Here is a 16,850-nt window from a genome sequence, read left to right on the forward strand (position 1 = left end):
TTTTCTCATGTCTGTTGCTATTAATCCGTCTATACTCTCTGCCGACTTTGCAAATTTACAGCACGAGTTGGAACGCATTTCGACTGCGGATGCGGCACATATTGACGTGATGGATAACCATTTTGTACCGAATCTGACGTGGGGACCTCCGGTTGTTAAGCGTCTGCGCGAAGTTTCGCCCGTCCCTTTTGACGTGCACTTGATGATTGATGATCCTGATCGTTGGGCTCCCCAGTATGCCGACGTGGGCAGCGAATCGGTAACTTTTCACGCGGAGGCGGCTACCGCACCTATTAAGCTGGCGCGTACTCTGCGAGAATCCGGGGCAAAAGCTGGGTTGGCATTACGCCCGGCAACTGCCGTAGAACCATACCTCGATCTACTCACAGAAATAGATATGCTCCTGATTATGACGGTGGAACCAGGCTTCGGCGGGCAGAAATTCCTTGATGTCACTTTGCCTAAAATCCGTCGTGCCGCATCAGCGCTTGAAGGGTCCGGTATCCCGGTGCGGCTTCAGGTTGATGGCGGGATTACGGAGGAAACGATTGTGCGAGCTGCGGAAGCCGGAGCGGACTGTTTCGTTGCAGGCAGCTCGGTGTATGGGGCAGAAGATCCGCAGGCCGCGATTGCTGCTTTGCGTTCTCTAGGGGAGAGTGCACGAAAGACGTGGAGGTCACATCCTCACACCGGGATAAATCTCTCTGACGGATGCAGTTGTTCTTAAAAATTTGAGTGCATTGTGCGCGTATTGTGACGCTGTAAACGGTTAAAGCGTGAAATATTTTTGATGACATAACGTCTTTATAGTTTTATGTAATGACTATAAAAAACCTGTATTTCCAATGAAAAAACCACATATCGGTAAAAAGATTGACGATTCTTAACGTTAACCATGAGAGTTTTTCCTTGAAGTAGGGCATATATGACGGTAAGGTTAGGTAGAGTTTATTTGTCTTAGGAGAAATATGTCTTTTGAACACCCAGCGTCACTAGCTCAATTCATGGTAAATCGCCGTAACTTTCTAAGTATGGCGCTTGCTTCAGGCACTGCATTCACACTTGCAGCATGCAGCCAGGAATCTACGACTTCTGACTCTTCGGAATCTCCCGAAAGTGAGACTCGCGTTGTTAAGAATGTAGATGAGGAAGAAATTACGGTACCTACTAAACCGCAGCGCGTTGTAGTTCTCTCAGAACCTACTTTGGATGCGGTACTCGCACTTGGCGTTAAGCCTGTAGGCGCTATTTCTGGTCGCGGTCAGCAGACTGTGCCTAACTACCTCAAAGATAAGGTAGGAGACGACGTTACACTTGTCGGTTCTGTGTCTGATGTTAACTTCGATAAGGTTGCCTCCCTCACGCCCGATCTTATTCTGGCGGATTCTACAGGTGTGGATAAACGTTCAGAACAGTATAAGACTCTGCAGGATATTGCTCCCGTGGTGTACACCGGATACGCTGGCGGCGACTGGACCATCAACTTTGAGCGGGTAGCGGATGCCCTTAACTTGGTAGATAAGGGCAAACAGGTCGAGGAAGACTATGAAAAGCTTACTGAGAATCTCAAGAAGGAGCTAGAACCTCAGTATGGTGATAAGACCTTCTCGATCGTACGTTGGACGGGTAACGGTCCCGCGCTGATCCTAAAGGAGCTTCCCGCTGGGCAGGTGCTTTCAGATTTGGGGCTGCAGCGTCCCCCGGCACAGGACCGTGAAGGGAAGGGACACTCAGAGCCGGTCTCGTTGGAGAACCTCTCGGATATTGACGCAGACTACATGTTTATTGGTACTTTGGGCGGTGCAAGCCAGAAGAACCCGAATGTTCAAGGTGATGCTAGCGCCAATGGTGCATCAGAAGTTTTGAAGAAGGCAGAGGCCACATCTGGCTTCACGAATTTGAAAGCCTACCAGAACGAACATATTATTACGGTTGAGGGTTCTAAATGGACCTCGACCGGTGGTCCCCTGTTGATGAACGGTATTGTTGCGGATGTTCGCAGCAAACTACTCGAAAATCAAAACAATAATCAGGGACAGTAGGATTAGATTTTAGACGCGGCACCTCGCTTGAGGAGGTGCCGCATCTAGGCTCTTGAATACTCAACGACGAATACGCTGAAGATACACAAAATGCTTTTGAAAGATAGCAACATGCCCCTGGGGCTGTCTTGAAAGAGTTTGAAAACCTTATACACGAAACGGAACATAACGATGACACAGCACGCACATCACGCCGCCCGCTACAGTGCCGTGGTAGCGCTTGCGGGGGCTTTGCTTGCACCCGGCGTAACAACCCCCGCAACCGCTCTTGAAGATCCGGGCCAAACTCCGGATGCTACCCCCGCCCAAGCCGGTAATAACGTGCAGGCACAGGATCCTGCTGTGAAGGTTCCGGGTGAAGGCAACGAGAGAATGCCTCAAGGTAAGGTAGAACAACCCGCCGCGAAAGCAAACGATACTGCGACCGTTGCAGGCTCCACAATTATTAAGAACGGTCAGGGCCTTAAGATTAGTGGCTCGGGATGGGGTGCCAACGCCGTTATCGCTGTGAAATATGATGGCGGTAAGGTTAAACCCACAAGTCCAGTGAAGCACGACGGTAAGGATCTTTCAGCAAAGGGTGTTGTAGCGGTTATTCACGCAGACGAGAACGGTAACTTCAACACAACCATCCCGTTCCCCACCGAAGCTAACTGGACCATCGGTTCAGAACACGAGATTAACTTCCTGAGCGGCAGCCTGCAGGATGGCGATCAAAAGCACTCAGCAACTCACACGGTAACCGTGGGCGAAGAAGCTCCGGCAGCCGAAGCCCCGAAAGCGGAAGAGACTCCAAAGGAGGAGACTCCTGAGCAGCCTCAGGTGAAAGAAACCCCCAAGAACGAGGCCCCTGCAGAAGCTCCAAAGGCTGAAGAAACACCCGCACAGCAGCCTCAGACTGATGAGGCAGCTAAGAATGAGACTCCTGCTCATACTCCGAAGGCAGAAGAAACTCCTAAAGCTGAGGAAACTCCGGTACAGCCCAAGACTGACGACGCTGCTAAGAACGAAGCAGAGAAGCAGCCTAAGGCAGAAGAGAAACCAGCTCCTCAACCGGCAGAAAATAATCCTGCTCCTGCCGCTTTTGAGAACTCGCAGACCGTTGAGTCCGACGGCGTTACCGTGACCGGTGTGAAATACGCGAAAAACGGTCAGGAAATCGAGGTTAGCGGTACCGGCTGGAAGAATGCCGACGGTACTGGTTCTGTGATCGCCGTGAAGTACGACGGCGGTGAAGTCAAGTCTACGAATCCCGTAACGTATGACGGTAAGGATTTAGCTGGACGCGGTGTTGTAACGGTCGTTACGGCTAATCCTGATGGTACGTTCACCGCAAAGCTGCCGTTCCCGAACGCTGAGAATTCAACCGGATTTGAGAAGTGGACGGACGGTTCACAGCACGAGATTAACTTCCTAAGCGGCAGTTTGCAAAAGGGCGACGCTGCGAAGCATTCGGTAACTCTCAACGTGACCATAGGTGATGCTCCTGCCACTGCCGAGGACCCAAAGGATGATGGTCAGCAGGATAACGGTCAGCAGCCAGGTAACCCTTCAGCTAATGACACCAAGAAACTAGAGCCTCAACCTACCGAACCTCCTGCACCGGATCATCAAAATGACAGTAACACCGGCGCTCAGCCTAGCCCAGCAGATAATCAGGGCGGTACTGCGAAACAGGGTGCACAAAATAATGCACCTGAACCTACTGCACCTGCCCCTGTCGTTGAGACTCAGACTGCGTCCGACGGTGATGCTACCGTAACCGGTCCTAAGACTGTGGCCCACGGTCAGGGAATCGTCGTTAACGGTTCTGGATGGAGCCCCTATAGCGTTATCGCCGTTAAATACGATGGCGGTGACATTAAACTTGACCACGCTGTGAACTATAACGGTAAAGACTATGCGTCTCGTGGTGTTGTGGCCATTATTCAGGCTGATGCTGATGGCAAGTTTACCTATACTTTGCCGTTCCCAAATAGCGATAAATGGGGCGTGGGCACCGTTCACGATATCACGTTCCTGACCGGTAGTTTACAGAAGGGCGACGAGCAGCATTCGGTGACGTTGTCCGTTACGATTGTTGGCGCTGACGGCTCCACGTTAGCCCCTGTAAGTAGTAATCACGCCTCTAACAATGGTTCAATCGCAGGCGGCTATGATGCCGGGTCGGGTAACAACGGATCAGGATATGGCTCTGTGGCACCTATTCCCACCCAGAGCTCCGGAATCAACTATGCAGCCCGTCAAGGCAGCATTACGAAGCAGGCTTCTCTTGGGGCTGCTGCTGAACTGGAAAACGATACGCTCATCAACCGTGTGCAGGCACGCGCTAAAGCTGCCGCAAAGAACGGTAGTAACAGCGGTGCCCACGCCAAGAGCGCACCCAAGAAAACTCACACTGCCAAGGCCGCGCCCGGTAAAAACGGTACCCAGGGCAATGCAACTACCGCGGCAACACAGTCCGACAGCGATAGCGCCCCCAATATCATTGGCGCTGAGCTTAGCGGCTTCTCGCGCTGGTTCGCGAACAATGCAAATAACGTGTTGCTCTCTATAGCGGGTCTGATAATCTTGGTGCTTGCACTAACCTTCCGTAAGAGGGCTTAATCACCTCTCACACCTGAGGAAATATACACAATAATCTCAAACATCAGGGTTCCCTCCCACACCGTCGGTGGGGGAGGGAACCGGTATAAATTACCACTAGTCGCACAGAAGAGGAAACTCATGCGAACCACAAAGACAGTATCAAAGGCGCTCACTGCCTGCGCGGCAATATCCCTTAGTCTTGGCCTGGGGATGGGAGCTGCGAATGCGATCCCGCCCGGAGGAGCATCAGAGAATACCCCAGGAACCAGCTCAACTGTAAGTCCTCATGTGACTCCCGGAGGCGTAGTTAACTTCACTTTGACAGGTTTCCCTGAAAACACGCAGGTTACCGTCAAACTAGATGATGACGGCGTCGTGCATAGGCAAACAACGGATAGCAAGGGGAACCTAAACGGTTCATTTGTGCTCTCTAACGCAGGCTCCGGCGACCATACGCTTCGCTTCCTTGCAACGGGAGGAGGCGGAGGTAAAGACGCCAACGGTCGTAATAAAGGTAATACGGGAGGGCGGTATACCAATAAGAGCCCTGTATTTACCGTTGGAGAACCCGATAACGGGGGCGGCAATAATGGCGGCTCGTCAAATAACGGAGGATCCTCTAAGGGCGGCTCCGATTCTTCGTCCAACAATAACGCCGGATCTGACGGTTCGGGTAATAATGGTTCCGAAGATAACGGCGGTAACTCGGCACAGAACGGTGGTTCATCTGAGCAAGAGACCGTCTATCTTGATGCTGATGGCAACCCTATCTCTAAAGAAGAGTATGATCGTTTGAACGCTGAGGCTGACGAGGGCGGGAATAAAGATTCCTCCGATCAGAAAAACGGCCAGAACGCTAACAAGAGCGAACAGAAGAAGACCGCCAGCGCCTCTGCATCCAGCAGTGCGAAGAGCAGCGCGTCGGCCTCTAGCTCCGCAAAGACACAGGCAGATAGCCATAAAACCAGCAACACAACGGTAACGTACGGGCAGGAATTCCCATGGCTGGGCGTATCTGTGCTTGGCGTTGCTATTATCGGTGCTATTGCTGTACTGATTATTCGGAAGCGTCCATAGACAATGGTGATAAGCGCGCGCCGCAGGGGAGATAACGCTCCTTTGCGACGCGCGTTTGGCACTCTTGCTCAGGAGAAGAACCAAAGGTACCCTAACGCAATAGGGATCAAGACACGGTATCGAGATAAGGCGGTCTTAGCTATCTTTACGGTAGCGTTGTTGATAGCACTGTATCTTAGACCACACATAATAAAGGAGTCTCGTTGAGCGTAACCTTGGAACGCACAGGAGCCTCACGAACCATGAAAAGTGGGCGCAACGAAAAAAACGGCCGACGAATAACCTGGCTTATTATTTTTGCGGTTCTGCTCGGCGTGAGTATTCTTGCCTCGCTAACTATTGGGCTAAAATCACTCTCTCCCGACAGCATCGTAGAAACCTTAGCGGGGCAATCAACCCCCGAAAGTCATGCCATTATCTTTGAGCAGCGCATTCCGCGAACACTCATCGGGATAGCCTGCGGGGCGGCCCTCGCAGTTGCCGGATCACTCATGCAGTCACTCACCCGTAACCCACTCGCCGAACCTGGTCTGATGGGTGTCAACGCCGGTGCCGCCGTTGCAGTCATCCTCACTGTTGTACTTTTTGGTGTTCTCGGCATCTGGCAGTATATGATTGCCGCCGCTATCGGGGGCGCTATAGCCGCCACTGTCGTCTATACCCTCGGGCGTGGTCGAGACGGCTCAATTGTTAAATTAGCTCTCGCCGGTGTGGCTATCTCTGCCGCCCTTGCTGCTGTAGCACAGGGACTTATGCTCTCGAACCAAGATGCTTTTGACGAATTTCGTGTGTGGGTTACCGGGTCTTTAGAAGGGCGTGATATATCAGTCGCACAGGCTATTGCCCCCGTGATCTTCGTGGGTCTCCTTTTAGCGTTTTTTGTAGCGCCCTCGATCAACGCGCTAAGTATGGGTGAAGAAGCCGCTATATCCCTAGGCGTACGGGTATATCGGACCCAAAACCTCACACTTCTTGCCGTAACGCTTCTTGCAGGTGCGGCAACCGCTGCCATCGGACCAATCTCCTTCGTCGGTTTGGCAGTTCCATTTGTAGTGCGTGCCATAATGGGCAATGATGTGCGCTGGGTTAACTACGGCTCCGCACTTCTAGGTCCTGTCTGGCTGCTCATGTCCGATGTCTTAGCCCGTGTTATTATGGCGACCCCTGAGCACCCGCAGGAAACTCAGGTCGGAATTATCGCTACCCTTGCAGGGGCACCCCTCTTCCTATTCCTGATGACTCGTCGTAAGGTGGAGGCTCTCTGATGACAGATACACAGACTAAGGCGACGAACCTCAAGACTCAGAAACAGGAATCTTCGCGCCCTCGAGGTGCACGGCGCGGTCACGATTTGGCTGGCAGGCTTGTTCTTAACTCACGCGGACTCATTCAGGCGCAGGTTCCCTGGCGGGTTTTGACGCTGTACATTGTGCTGATCGCTCTCATCGTGGCACTTAGCCTGTGGGGACTGCAACAGGGCGAATACAAAGTGACGACGATGGACGTCATTAATGCCCTCGTTGGGCGGGGTAAACGCATTACAGTGGTCTTAGTACAGAAGCGTGAAGCGCGCATCGTGGCAGCTCTGCTTGTTGGCGCAGCTCTAGGGCTTTCAGGGGCGCTGTTCCAGGTAATCTCGGGTAACCCGCTGGGCTCACCGGATATTATCGGCTTTACACACGGTGCTGCAACTGGTGCGCTCCTGCAGATTATCGTCTTCGACTCTGGTCCAGTAGAAGTTGCTATCGGTGCCCTCATTGGCGGTATCGCAACATCCATTACGGTGTGGTTACTGACTCGACATACAGGTTTACGCGGGTTCCGCCTAGTGCTTGTGGGTATTGGCGTAGGATCGACTCTTGCGGCGTTCAACTCGTTGTTGGTAGTTCGGGCATCACTGACTCAGGCGCAGACGGCGGCATCCTGGCTCGCTGGTTCTCTCGATGATATGTCGTGGCCGCGTACGATTACACTGATGATTTTTCTGATCGTCACAGTTCCCGCGCTTCTCGCCCTGGTACGCCCTCTCGGGGCCATTCGGTTTGGCGATAGCGTGGCGTCAGGACTAGGCGTGAATGTCAACGCTTATCGGATATGGGCGCTCTTTCTCGGTGTGCTTCTCGTATCCCTAGCCACCGCGACTACCGGTCCCATAGCATTCGTGGCACTTGCTGCCCCGCATATCGTGAAAACCCTAGGGCGAAGCGGCGGCGTTACCCTTTTCGGATCTGCCCTCATGGGTGCGTTGATGGTGCTGGCCTCAGACCTTATTGGAAGGTTTGCAATTCCCGGCCGTACCCTACAGGTCGGTGTGGTTACCGGAGCCCTAGGCGGTTTATATCTGATTTACCTGATTTATCTTGAAAGGAAGAAGAGCTAGTGAAGGCTCGTGCAGAGATTAGCGAAAGCCGACTCGCAGGTGAAGACATGGTCGTAGCCTATGGCGACCACACAGTGCTCAGCGGTATAGACTTCAAGGTGCTTGAAGGTGAGCTTACCGTTATTTTGGGTCCTAACGCCTGCGGTAAATCTACCTTACTCAAAGCTCTGGCGCGTGTGAATCCTCTCAAAGGCGGAAAGGTTTTTCTTGATGGTCTGCCGCTTTCAAAGATGAAATCCCGCTCCATCGCGCAGATTCTCGCCATGCTTCCTCAAACGCCGGAGGCACCCACCGGGTTGACCGTGGCGGATGTTGTGGCACGCGGCCGATACCCGCATCAATCCCTTCTGCGTTCCTGGTCTGAGAAAGATGAGGCTGCCTGCGTTGAGGCTATGGAAGCCGCGAATGTGTTGGAACTGGCCGACCGTCCTATTGAGGCGCTTTCCGGCGGTCAGCGTCAGCGCGTGTGGATTGCCATGACCCTTGCCCAGCAGACGCCTTTGATTCTGTTGGACGAGCCAACCACTTACCTGGATATTACCCATCAGATTGAGGTGCTAAACCTTACCAAGAAGCTCCACTCTGAGGGGCATACCGTTGCGGTTGTGCTGCACGATCTGAACCTGGCTTTCCGATACGCCACTCATGCAGTACTCATGAAGGAAGGTAGGATTATCGCTCAGGGTGATCCTCAGGAAATTGTCACTGCTGAGCTAATTCAGGAAGTTTTCGACCTAGAATCTGTTATATGCGATGACCCCTGTACCGGAACACCACTGGTAGTTCCGGCAGCTCACCAAGAGATTACTATTGCCGCGGACGCAATTGCCGCCGCCCGCGAAGGTCACTAAGGAGCCTTTTATGGGTGATTTTGAGACCCTTCCACATAAAACCACACAGAATCTCAAGTCAAAGATCATGGCGCGTCCTATGCCGCCTAAAACCCCGCGCCCAACGCCTGCCCCGCGCGTACCCAGCCCGCTTATGACGCGCATCGTAAACGAAGCCGTGGACGCGCAAGAACTTAACGCCCGCATCACAGAGATCGTAGCGGATGGGACTCCACTTATAGAGCAGGCTTACTATGACGACGGAACAGCGAATGAGAACGAACGCATTGTCACATTCCTGTATCGGCATGCCACGGCAGAGCAGGTTCTCATTTTTGTCAATAGACTGACAGATGAGAAAAACCTGCCGTTGTCTCTGATGGAACGTATTCCAGGCACCGATTGGTGGGAGCTGAGCTTCCAGATGCGCACCGACTGGCGGGCTTCCTATAACTTTATTCCCACACCGCCAGGGGAACGCCCGATCTGGCTGGGGGAGGACGATCAGGTGACATTGCGCACCGCTCTCGATTCTGGTGAAGGCGACCCGCTTAACCCGAAGACCGTCTGCAACCGTATTGGCCGTTGTATGGGCGTGGTTGAGCTTGCCGATGCGCCGGTTCATGAGTTTCTGCTTACCCAGCAGGAACTCGACAGCCTTCCTGAACCGCACTGGATGACTACTGCGGACGGGCATGAATATTTGTTGGGACGGGTAGGAAACCCAAGCCCCGATTCTCCGCTTTTTATCCTTTTCGACGGTGAAGTCTGGTACAGGCACGGTATGGAGCATATGCTCAACCGAGCCTTTGCCGCCGGGCGTATTCCAGATATGAATGTCTTCTTTCTGCACTCGGGCGGCCGAGAACGCCGCTGGCAAGAACTCAACGGAGACTGCCCTATAGCCGACTATATTGTGGAAGAAGCGCTTCCTCATTTGAAGCGTCATCACGGGTTGCGTCCGAAACCACAGGACATCATTATCAACGGACAATCCTTAGGCGGGCTGTCTTCTCTGCTGGCGGTTTTCTCGCGCCCAGAGTCTTTCGGAGCGGCAATCGCTCAATCGTCTTCGCTGTGGCAGCCTCAGGTTTTCGACAAACTCTCACAGCTGCGTAAAGCCAATGAACTGCACCGTTTGTCCCACCTTCGCCTTGAGGTTGAGGTAGGCGAGCAGGAATGGATTCTGTTGCCGCCGCATCAGCGTTTTGTTCAGGAACTCGAATCTGTGGACACACACCTGAACTACACTGTATTCAACGGTGGTCACGACTACGCCTGCTGGCGTGGAGCTATCATACCCGCGCTGAATCGCATTCTTATGCCCAACCCCTAAAATCTTATAGCCGAGAAAGACATAAACATGACCGAACAGATTGTGGAACGCTCCGAACTGCTCGAAACCCCACTGATTCCTGAGGATTTCGCACGGCGTTACCGTGAAGAAGGGTACTGGATCGATCAGACCATACCCGAGTTTCTGCTTGATGCCTGCCGTGCTAAGCCACATTTTCCGGCGTTAGTGGCACTTTCGCATGCACAGAGTGACGCAGAGGGCAAACCGCAGCAGATTCGACTGAGCTATGGAGAGCTGGAGGCGGCTGCTCGTGCCGCGGCACGTCGCCTAGAGAATGCCGGGGTGCAACCCGGCGATCGTGTGCTTTTACAGTTAGGAAATATCGCCGAATACCTGATATATCTCATGGGTATTTTTTGGGCAGGGGCCTTACCGGTCTTTTGTCTGCCACAGCACCGCACGAGTGAGCTTGTTCATTTTGCAACCCGCACTGATGCCGCTGCGCATATATTTTCCTCGAAAACTCCGGGGGCAGATTTTGCAGCGCTCGCCGACGATGTGGCACAGACGATGCGTGCTGATGGTCTAGAACCGCCTATTGCCCTTGATGCTGCGCTCCCGGTAACTCCGTTGAGCGAGGCGGAGCTGGCGGAGCCGTTCCATCCCGGTGTTGTGCAGAATACCCAAAACACTCTGGCAAGCGAGCAGATTGCATTTTTGCAGCTTTCCGGCGGTACAACCGGTATGTCAAAGCTAATTCCGCGCACCCACGCAGCCTACTTGTACTCGGTGCGTGGTTCCGCCGATATCTGCAAACTGAATAACAACACAACCATGTTGGTGGTGCTTCCTGCGGCACATAATTTCACGATGAGTTCGCCTGGAATCCTGGGCGTAATGTGTGTGCAAGGTAAGCTCGTATTTGCTGCTGATCCTAGCCCTCAGACGGCGCTTAATCTGATTCAGATGGAAGGCGTTACCTTCACCTCACTCGTACCGCCCTTGGCGCAGGCCTGGCTGGCATCTGTAAAGAAACGTGATGTGCAGCTGTCTTCGCTCCGCGTGCTTCAGGTGGGCGGATCGAAACTTGCTCCGACGGTGGCGGGGGAGCTCGAAACAACCCTAGGTGTGAGCATCCAACAGGTCTTCGGCATGGCGGAAGGCTTGGTGAATTACACTCGTCTGCGCGATGAACCCTATATACGCATGAATACTCAGGGATACCCTATCAGCCCGGCTGATGAAATCCGCGTGGTGGATGAACAGGATAACCCGGTCGAGCCAGGGCAGAGCGGTCACCTACTCACGCGCGGACCCTATACGATTCGCGGGTATTATCGCGAAGAAAACGCTAATCAGCTCAGCTTTACTGAAGACGGTTTCTACCGCACGGGCGATATCGTGCGTATAGTCGCGGGAAAGTATCTTGAAGTTACTGGACGCGCTAAAGATCAAATTAACCGTAACGGTGAGAAGATCTCGGTGGATGAAATTGAGGAGTTGGCGTTAGAGCATCCGGATATTTTGGATGCGGTAGCCCTCGGTCTGCCGGATGAAGCCGTGGGCGAGCGCGTCTGCTTGATAGTTGTACCTCAGGCTGGGAAATCGCTCGGTGAGAATCCGCGCCGTACCATGTATGAGTATTTCACCGAAAAGAAGCTGGCTGATTTTAAGATCCCCGAACGTGTACAGGTATTGAGCTCTCTACCAACCACAAACGTGGGTAAGATCTCACGCCGTGAACTTCGCATTAAACTAGTTGAGATGCTGGCTCAGGAGTAAGAGTAATTAAGGTAAGCATTAGCGCGGGCTAAATAAGCGTGCGGATACCATAATACCGGGGTAAGAATCTTGAGGTTCTTACCCCGGAAGTTTAACTCAAAAGCAGGTGCTCTATGAGGCATGCGCAGAGAATAATAGTCACGTATAGGTAGTCAACACCCGCTATATGACGGTGATGTAAAGGTTTACATAGTTTTCATATAGGGTAACCTCATCTACAATTTATGTGTATATAAATTTTGGCATACATAAGACATGACGCCAGAGAGGAACATAATGTCCGCAGAGACTACTCTTCGCCCCCTGCTTGCTCAGTATATCCACGAGGCAGATTCGCTGGATACCGCCTTTTCCGAGTCTACGACCGACCTTTTTTCTCTGGGGATGGACTCAATGGGCGCTTTTGCCCTGCTCGATGACCTCGCGGGCAAGGGGATTACTATCGAATTCACTGAACTGGTAGAAAACCCGACCGTCGAATTTTTGCTCACTCGCATCAGCTAACTTTGACGAGATCGGTACCTATATAAGGCCGATACTCACCCAACCAACACACGACACCGCCTGAAAGAATAGACCGGACTATGAGCATCACCGAGCATAGTGGGTCCAAGCATGACTGGATTCCCCTGACCAAAAGCGCTCAAGGTATTTATCTTGCCGCTATTATCGATCCCAAAAATCCCTGCTATAACACGGCAGAGATCATGGAATGCCCACCCGAGACGAATCTTGATTACCTGCGTGAGGCATTTATTCAGCTCTACCGTGAAAATGAAGGTTTCCGGGTGCAGACGCGCGTGCAGACTGGGCGTCCAGAGCAACGAGTCATGCCACTTGATGAGTTTCTGACTAATCTTGAGGTACTTCCGGTAATTTCCCTCCCGACTCAGGAAAAAACGGAAGAGCAGAATCCCGTTCCGGCAACGGTGCGTGATTGGGCATCCGAGCTGATCCGCGAACCGCTGATCACCGATGCGGGTGTTACGGTACGCTCCGCTGTCACATACTACGGGGGTAAACTCTGGGTTTACCACAGCTTTAGTCATGTGGTGGCAGACGGTTTTGCGGTGTTTAACGCTCTGTCTCGCGTAGCAGCTATCTATCGTGCTTTGAGCGCCGGAAAACCTCTGCCTACTGTTAAACGCGCCTCTCTAATGGAGCTTCTTCAGGCTGACCACGCAGCTGAACATGCCCGAGAAGAGGACCTGGCCCTGTGGACTTCCGAGCAAGCGGAAGTACTTAGCCAACCCGATACATCGCTGGCAGCACGAAGTGCATCACCGGCACCACAGGCCTTGCGTGAGGTACTGACCCTGCCTGATAAATTACAGCGAGATATGCTGGAAATTGGCAAAATGTACGGAACCTCCTGGCCCGTTACTGTAACCGGTGCCGTAGGGTCTTATCTGGCCCGTATTGGTGGGCATAGAAGCGCTGCTTTTGGTGTACCCCAGATGAACCGTATATTTGGGGCTCAGGTTCCCGCAGAAACCCGTGCTCTCGGCAAGACCAGCACTCAGACTGGAACCACCGCCGTGAACGTGCTTCCTGTACAGGTTTCAGGTATGGGAAGTATTGCACAGGCACTCGATAGCGTAAAGAACCAGTATGCACGAAACGCCTCACATCCGCTTGCTCGACAAGAAGACCTAGAACGTTTAGCGCAGTCCAATGACAGCCGCCTCTTTGGCGCCCAGATCAACGTTATACCGTTTGATGCCGCTTTACCGCTAGGTGCACCTACCGAAAACACGCCTGCTTCTGTGGGGTATATTCATAACATATCTGCGGGACCAGTTGCGGATATGACCATTACCCTGCGAGGCATACCCGGGCGCGGTCACACAATTTCTGTGGAGCTCGATGCCAACCCGAACCTCTACACCCATGAGCACGTAGAATTTCACGCCCGGCACCTACAAAATTGGTTGGAATCTTGGGCTCAGGCTGCCCTTGAGGAGCGGTCGATGGATACCCTGACGACTGCGTTACCGCATGAGGTAGAGCTGCTGGAATCGTTTAACGCTACCGCGCATCCGATAGAGTATAAAACTTTGCTTCAGCGTTTTCAGGATGCGCTCACACGCTACCCGAACGAACCCGCACTCTACGCATGCGCGCCAGATGAGGACGGTACGCTGTCCCCGCAATCTCCGCAGGCCTATGAATTTTCGCAGGTACTCATGTATCATGAGCTGGATGTGCGAGCCCGCGCCCTAGCAAAGGCGATGCTGGAAGCTGGCGTGTGCCCTGGAACTGCTGTAGGCCTACGTTTTCATCGAGGACTTGAACAATATATCGCCTTATATGCGGCGCTCTATGCAGGGTTTGTCTATGTGCCGATTTTGCCGGATCTGCCCGCCGAACGTGTGAGCTCCATGGTGGAAGATGCGCAGTGTTCGGCGCTTGTGTATGGTTCCGGGCTGAGTCCTATTGCAGAGGCCGAGTTAAAACCGGCGAATACGCAGAGTTTGTGCGGGCTGCAGCAACTTGAATTTACTTCCTTGACTGATCCTGTCGGAGAACCTCTAAACCTTGTAGATGTTCCCGAGGCAAAAACATTCCCAGGTATCGGCACAGCACTGGATGATACCGCGTATATCTTGTTTACCTCGGGTTCGACAGGGCGGCCCAAAGGTGTTGCGATTAGTCATCGTTCCATTGATAACCGGTTACGCTGGCAGCAGTCACATATTCCGGTCGGCGCATCCACACAAGACCGTGCGGGGGACCGCATCTTACATAAAACGCCTATCTCGTTTGATGTTCATGTGTGGGAGCTTTACTGGCCACTTCAGGAAGGGGCAGCCGTCGTTATTGCCGCTCCTGATGGGCACCGGGATCCGGCCTACCTGGCGCGTGTTATCGCCGAACAGAACGTTACCTGTCTGCATTTCGTACCCACGATGCTCACCGCTTTCCTAGAGTCTCCCTACGCTCAACGTACTTTAGCTGAAGCAGGTTTTGGATCGGGGGAGCAGCAACGCCATGTGCGCTATCTTATCTGCTCGGGCGAGGCACTTCAGAAGGATCAGATTCTCAGCGCGCATAATATTATGGGTGTTTACTCTTTAAATTTTTATGGGCCTACGGAAGCCGCCGTCGATGTTACCTTCTGGGATAGCTCCCAAAACCCAGAGTGCAGTACTGTTCCTATCGGCCAGCCCGTTTGGAACACCCAAACTCGTATTCTCGACCAGGCTTTACAGCCGATACCGCCCGGATTCGTAGGGGAACTCTACCTATCGGGTGTACAGCTTGCTGTGGGGTACCAGAACAATCCCGAGGCAACTGCACAAGCCTTTATCCTGGACAACGCTACGGGGGAGCGGCTTTACCGTACTGGCGATCTTGCCGAGTGGAACCTCACCGCCACAAACCAAAAACCCGGCACCTTGGCCAAAAACCTTCGCGGAGTCATCCTCTACCGTGGTCGTGCCGATCACCAAGTAAAACTACATGGGCAACGTCTAGAGCTTGGCGACATCGAAACTACGCTCTCCCACGTTGAGGGAGTCCATAGCGCCGTCGTTTTGCTCTACACGAAGATGCCCGAACCTGCTCTCGCAGCGTTCCTAGAGATAGGCGACGTTCCTGAAACAGAACGCAACCGTATTGTTGCTCAAGCTCGTCAGCATTGTGAGAACACCTTGCCAGACTATATGGTACCGCGCCTATGGCACACCATGGCTCAGTTCCCGGTTAGCCCTTCAGGCAAGGCAGATCGCAAAAACCTGGCACGGCTCGAGTTTACCTTTGATACCAACACCGCAGACGGCCCCCATGGACTTTTAGAACAGCAAATTAGCGAGATTATCGCGGGCGTGCTGGGACGCTCACAATTCGGTGTAACCGAAGACTTTTTCGCAGCGGGTGGTAACTCCCTTGCGGCACTTTCCGTCATTGCCAAGATTGAAGAAAACCTTGGAAAGACGCTCAGTATTGGTGCCCTCTTCGCTAATCCCACGGTCAAGGGGCTGGCTGCGGTCTTGAACGAGGATTCTACTGATGTCGAATTTGCCCCGGTTCTGCCTCTGCGTGAGGTGGACTCCGCAACATCGAAGAATACCGTACCGCTCTTTATCCTGCCGCCCGCAGGCGGTCTGGGATGGTGCTATGCCGCCTATCTGCCCTACATACCCGGGCATCCGTCGGTTTACGCACTGCAACATGAGGCATTCACGAACCCAAATGCTGGCTACGCCCAGAGCCTTCGTGAACTCGCCGAGGGGTATCTTGCGCGTATTCGTGAGACCCTTGAGGAACGTCAGCTTCCATCACAATTTTCCCTGATGGGCTGGTCCGTTGGCGGTACTGCCGCCGTCGAGGTAGCCGCGCTTGCCGAGACTGCCGGTTACGATGTACAACAGGTTACGCTTCTGGATGCATACCCCGTCGAACAGTGGCAGGGGATTCCTGAACCGGACGAGCAAGAGAGCTTTCGTGCCCTCTTACGTATGGGCGGTCTTCCCGAAGTATCGGCGCAGACCGTTCTTGACTTGCCACAGACGCTCGAACGACTGCGAGATGCCGGGTCGGCTATGGGATATCTACCCGAAGACAAGCTAGAAGTATGTTTGGAATCTATGCGTGCCTCTGCCGCCCTTATGCGCGGCTCGAACCACCTTAACTTTGGCGGAAAAGTCGTATTGATTGGAGTGAGCCATGACGATCAACCCTATCTGGATGCGCACGGCTGGGAGCCTCATGTGGGCTCGTTCCGTACCGTCACGTTGAAGAACGGTACCCATCCCGATCTGGTGAACCCGGAGCGCATTCCTGAAATTATTGCAGAAGCCTTCTAAAAGCGCCCTATGGGTATTGGGGGAAGAACAGAGACATCAACAGCA

At 53.2% G+C, this 16,850-nt stretch carries 11 protein-coding genes; all 11 read left to right on the plus strand.

Annotated features, from left to right (window positions below; all coding sequences use genetic code 11):
* Nucleotides 1–7: 7 nt before the first annotated feature.
* The 11 genes from rpe (at nucleotide 8) to HMPREF2609_RS07145 (ending at nucleotide 16,805) form a co-directional block, all read left to right on the plus strand.
* Nucleotides 8–727: a ribulose-phosphate 3-epimerase gene (gene rpe, locus HMPREF2609_RS07095; protein ID WP_070536041.1), complete on the plus strand. Its 720-nt coding sequence runs from the start codon at nucleotides 8–10 to the stop codon at nucleotides 725–727.
* Between the two features lie 241 nt (nucleotides 728–968).
* Nucleotides 969–2,042 (plus strand): ABC transporter substrate-binding protein, encoded by a 1,074-nt coding sequence (locus HMPREF2609_RS07100; RefSeq protein ID WP_070536044.1) that lies wholly within the window; start codon nucleotides 969–971, stop codon nucleotides 2,040–2,042.
* A gap of 171 nt (nucleotides 2,043–2,213) precedes the next feature.
* Entirely contained in the window at nucleotides 2,214–4,649 is a 2,436-nt protein-coding gene (locus HMPREF2609_RS07105; RefSeq protein ID WP_070536046.1) for a hypothetical protein, read from the plus strand.
* 120 nt (nucleotides 4,650–4,769) lie between these two features.
* The gene (locus HMPREF2609_RS07110) at nucleotides 4,770–5,708 is read left to right on the plus strand and encodes a hypothetical protein (RefSeq protein WP_048752374.1); all 939 of its coding nucleotides are present in this window, start codon (nucleotides 4,770–4,772) and stop codon (nucleotides 5,706–5,708) included.
* 203 nt (nucleotides 5,709–5,911) lie between these two features.
* Nucleotides 5,912–6,973 (plus strand): FecCD family ABC transporter permease, encoded by a 1,062-nt coding sequence (locus HMPREF2609_RS07115; protein ID WP_238789005.1) that lies wholly within the window; start codon nucleotides 5,912–5,914, stop codon nucleotides 6,971–6,973.
* Complete coding sequence (locus HMPREF2609_RS07120; RefSeq protein ID WP_048752368.1) at nucleotides 6,973–8,088, plus strand: FecCD family ABC transporter permease; 1,116 nt, start codon at nucleotides 6,973–6,975, stop codon at nucleotides 8,086–8,088. The genes HMPREF2609_RS07115 and HMPREF2609_RS07120 overlap by 1 nt, the downstream gene beginning before the upstream one ends.
* Entirely contained in the window at nucleotides 8,088–8,939 is an 852-nt protein-coding gene (locus HMPREF2609_RS07125) for an ABC transporter ATP-binding protein (protein ID WP_048752366.1), read from the plus strand. The genes HMPREF2609_RS07120 and HMPREF2609_RS07125 overlap by 1 nt, the downstream gene beginning before the upstream one ends.
* Before the next feature lie 10 nt (nucleotides 8,940–8,949).
* Entirely contained in the window at nucleotides 8,950–10,254 is a 1,305-nt protein-coding gene (locus HMPREF2609_RS07130) for an enterochelin esterase domain-containing protein (RefSeq protein ID WP_070536049.1), read from the plus strand.
* A 27-nt stretch (nucleotides 10,255–10,281) separates the two neighbouring features.
* On the plus strand, nucleotides 10,282–11,997 hold the full coding sequence (locus HMPREF2609_RS07135) for a (2,3-dihydroxybenzoyl)adenylate synthase (RefSeq protein ID WP_070536052.1): 1,716 nt from the start codon (nucleotides 10,282–10,284) through the stop codon (nucleotides 11,995–11,997).
* A 276-nt stretch (nucleotides 11,998–12,273) separates the two neighbouring features.
* Nucleotides 12,274–12,501 carry a phosphopantetheine-binding protein gene (locus HMPREF2609_RS07140; protein ID WP_239662009.1) on the plus strand — a complete coding sequence of 76 codons (228 nt, stop codon included), beginning with the start codon at nucleotides 12,274–12,276 and terminating at the stop codon, nucleotides 12,499–12,501.
* A gap of 80 nt (nucleotides 12,502–12,581) precedes the next feature.
* Nucleotides 12,582–16,805 carry a non-ribosomal peptide synthetase gene (locus tag HMPREF2609_RS07145; protein WP_070536057.1) on the plus strand — a complete coding sequence of 1,408 codons (4,224 nt, stop codon included), beginning with the start codon at nucleotides 12,582–12,584 and terminating at the stop codon, nucleotides 16,803–16,805.
* Nucleotides 16,806–16,850: the final 45 nt, after the last annotated feature.

Origin of the sequence: Rothia sp. HMSC058E10, from assembly GCF_001809415.1 — a bacterium.
In the GTDB taxonomy this organism is placed as follows: domain Bacteria; phylum Actinomycetota; class Actinomycetes; order Actinomycetales; family Micrococcaceae; genus Rothia; species Rothia dentocariosa.

Excerpts from the sequence above, each read along its gene's own strand:
- HMPREF2609_RS07130 (WP_070536049.1), top strand. The coding sequence starts at position 8,950 with ATGGGTGATTTTGAGACCCTTCCACATAAAACCACACAGAATCTCAAG.
- HMPREF2609_RS07110 (WP_048752374.1), top strand. The coding sequence starts at position 4,770 with ATGCGAACCACAAAGACAGTATCAAAGGCGCTCACTGCCTGCGCGGCA.
- HMPREF2609_RS07140 (WP_239662009.1), top strand. The coding sequence starts at position 12,274 with ATGTCCGCAGAGACTACTCTTCGCCCCCTGCTTGCTCAGTATATCCAC.
- HMPREF2609_RS07135 (WP_070536052.1), top strand. The coding sequence starts at position 10,282 with ATGACCGAACAGATTGTGGAACGCTCCGAACTGCTCGAAACCCCACTG.
- HMPREF2609_RS07105 (WP_070536046.1), top strand. The coding sequence starts at position 2,214 with ATGACACAGCACGCACATCACGCCGCCCGCTACAGTGCCGTGGTAGCG.
- HMPREF2609_RS07100 (WP_070536044.1), top strand. The coding sequence starts at position 969 with ATGTCTTTTGAACACCCAGCGTCACTAGCTCAATTCATGGTAAATCGC.
- HMPREF2609_RS07120 (WP_048752368.1), top strand. The coding sequence starts at position 6,973 with ATGACAGATACACAGACTAAGGCGACGAACCTCAAGACTCAGAAACAG.
- rpe (WP_070536041.1), top strand. The coding sequence starts at position 8 with ATGTCTGTTGCTATTAATCCGTCTATACTCTCTGCCGACTTTGCAAAT.
- HMPREF2609_RS07145 (WP_070536057.1), top strand. The coding sequence starts at position 12,582 with ATGAGCATCACCGAGCATAGTGGGTCCAAGCATGACTGGATTCCCCTG.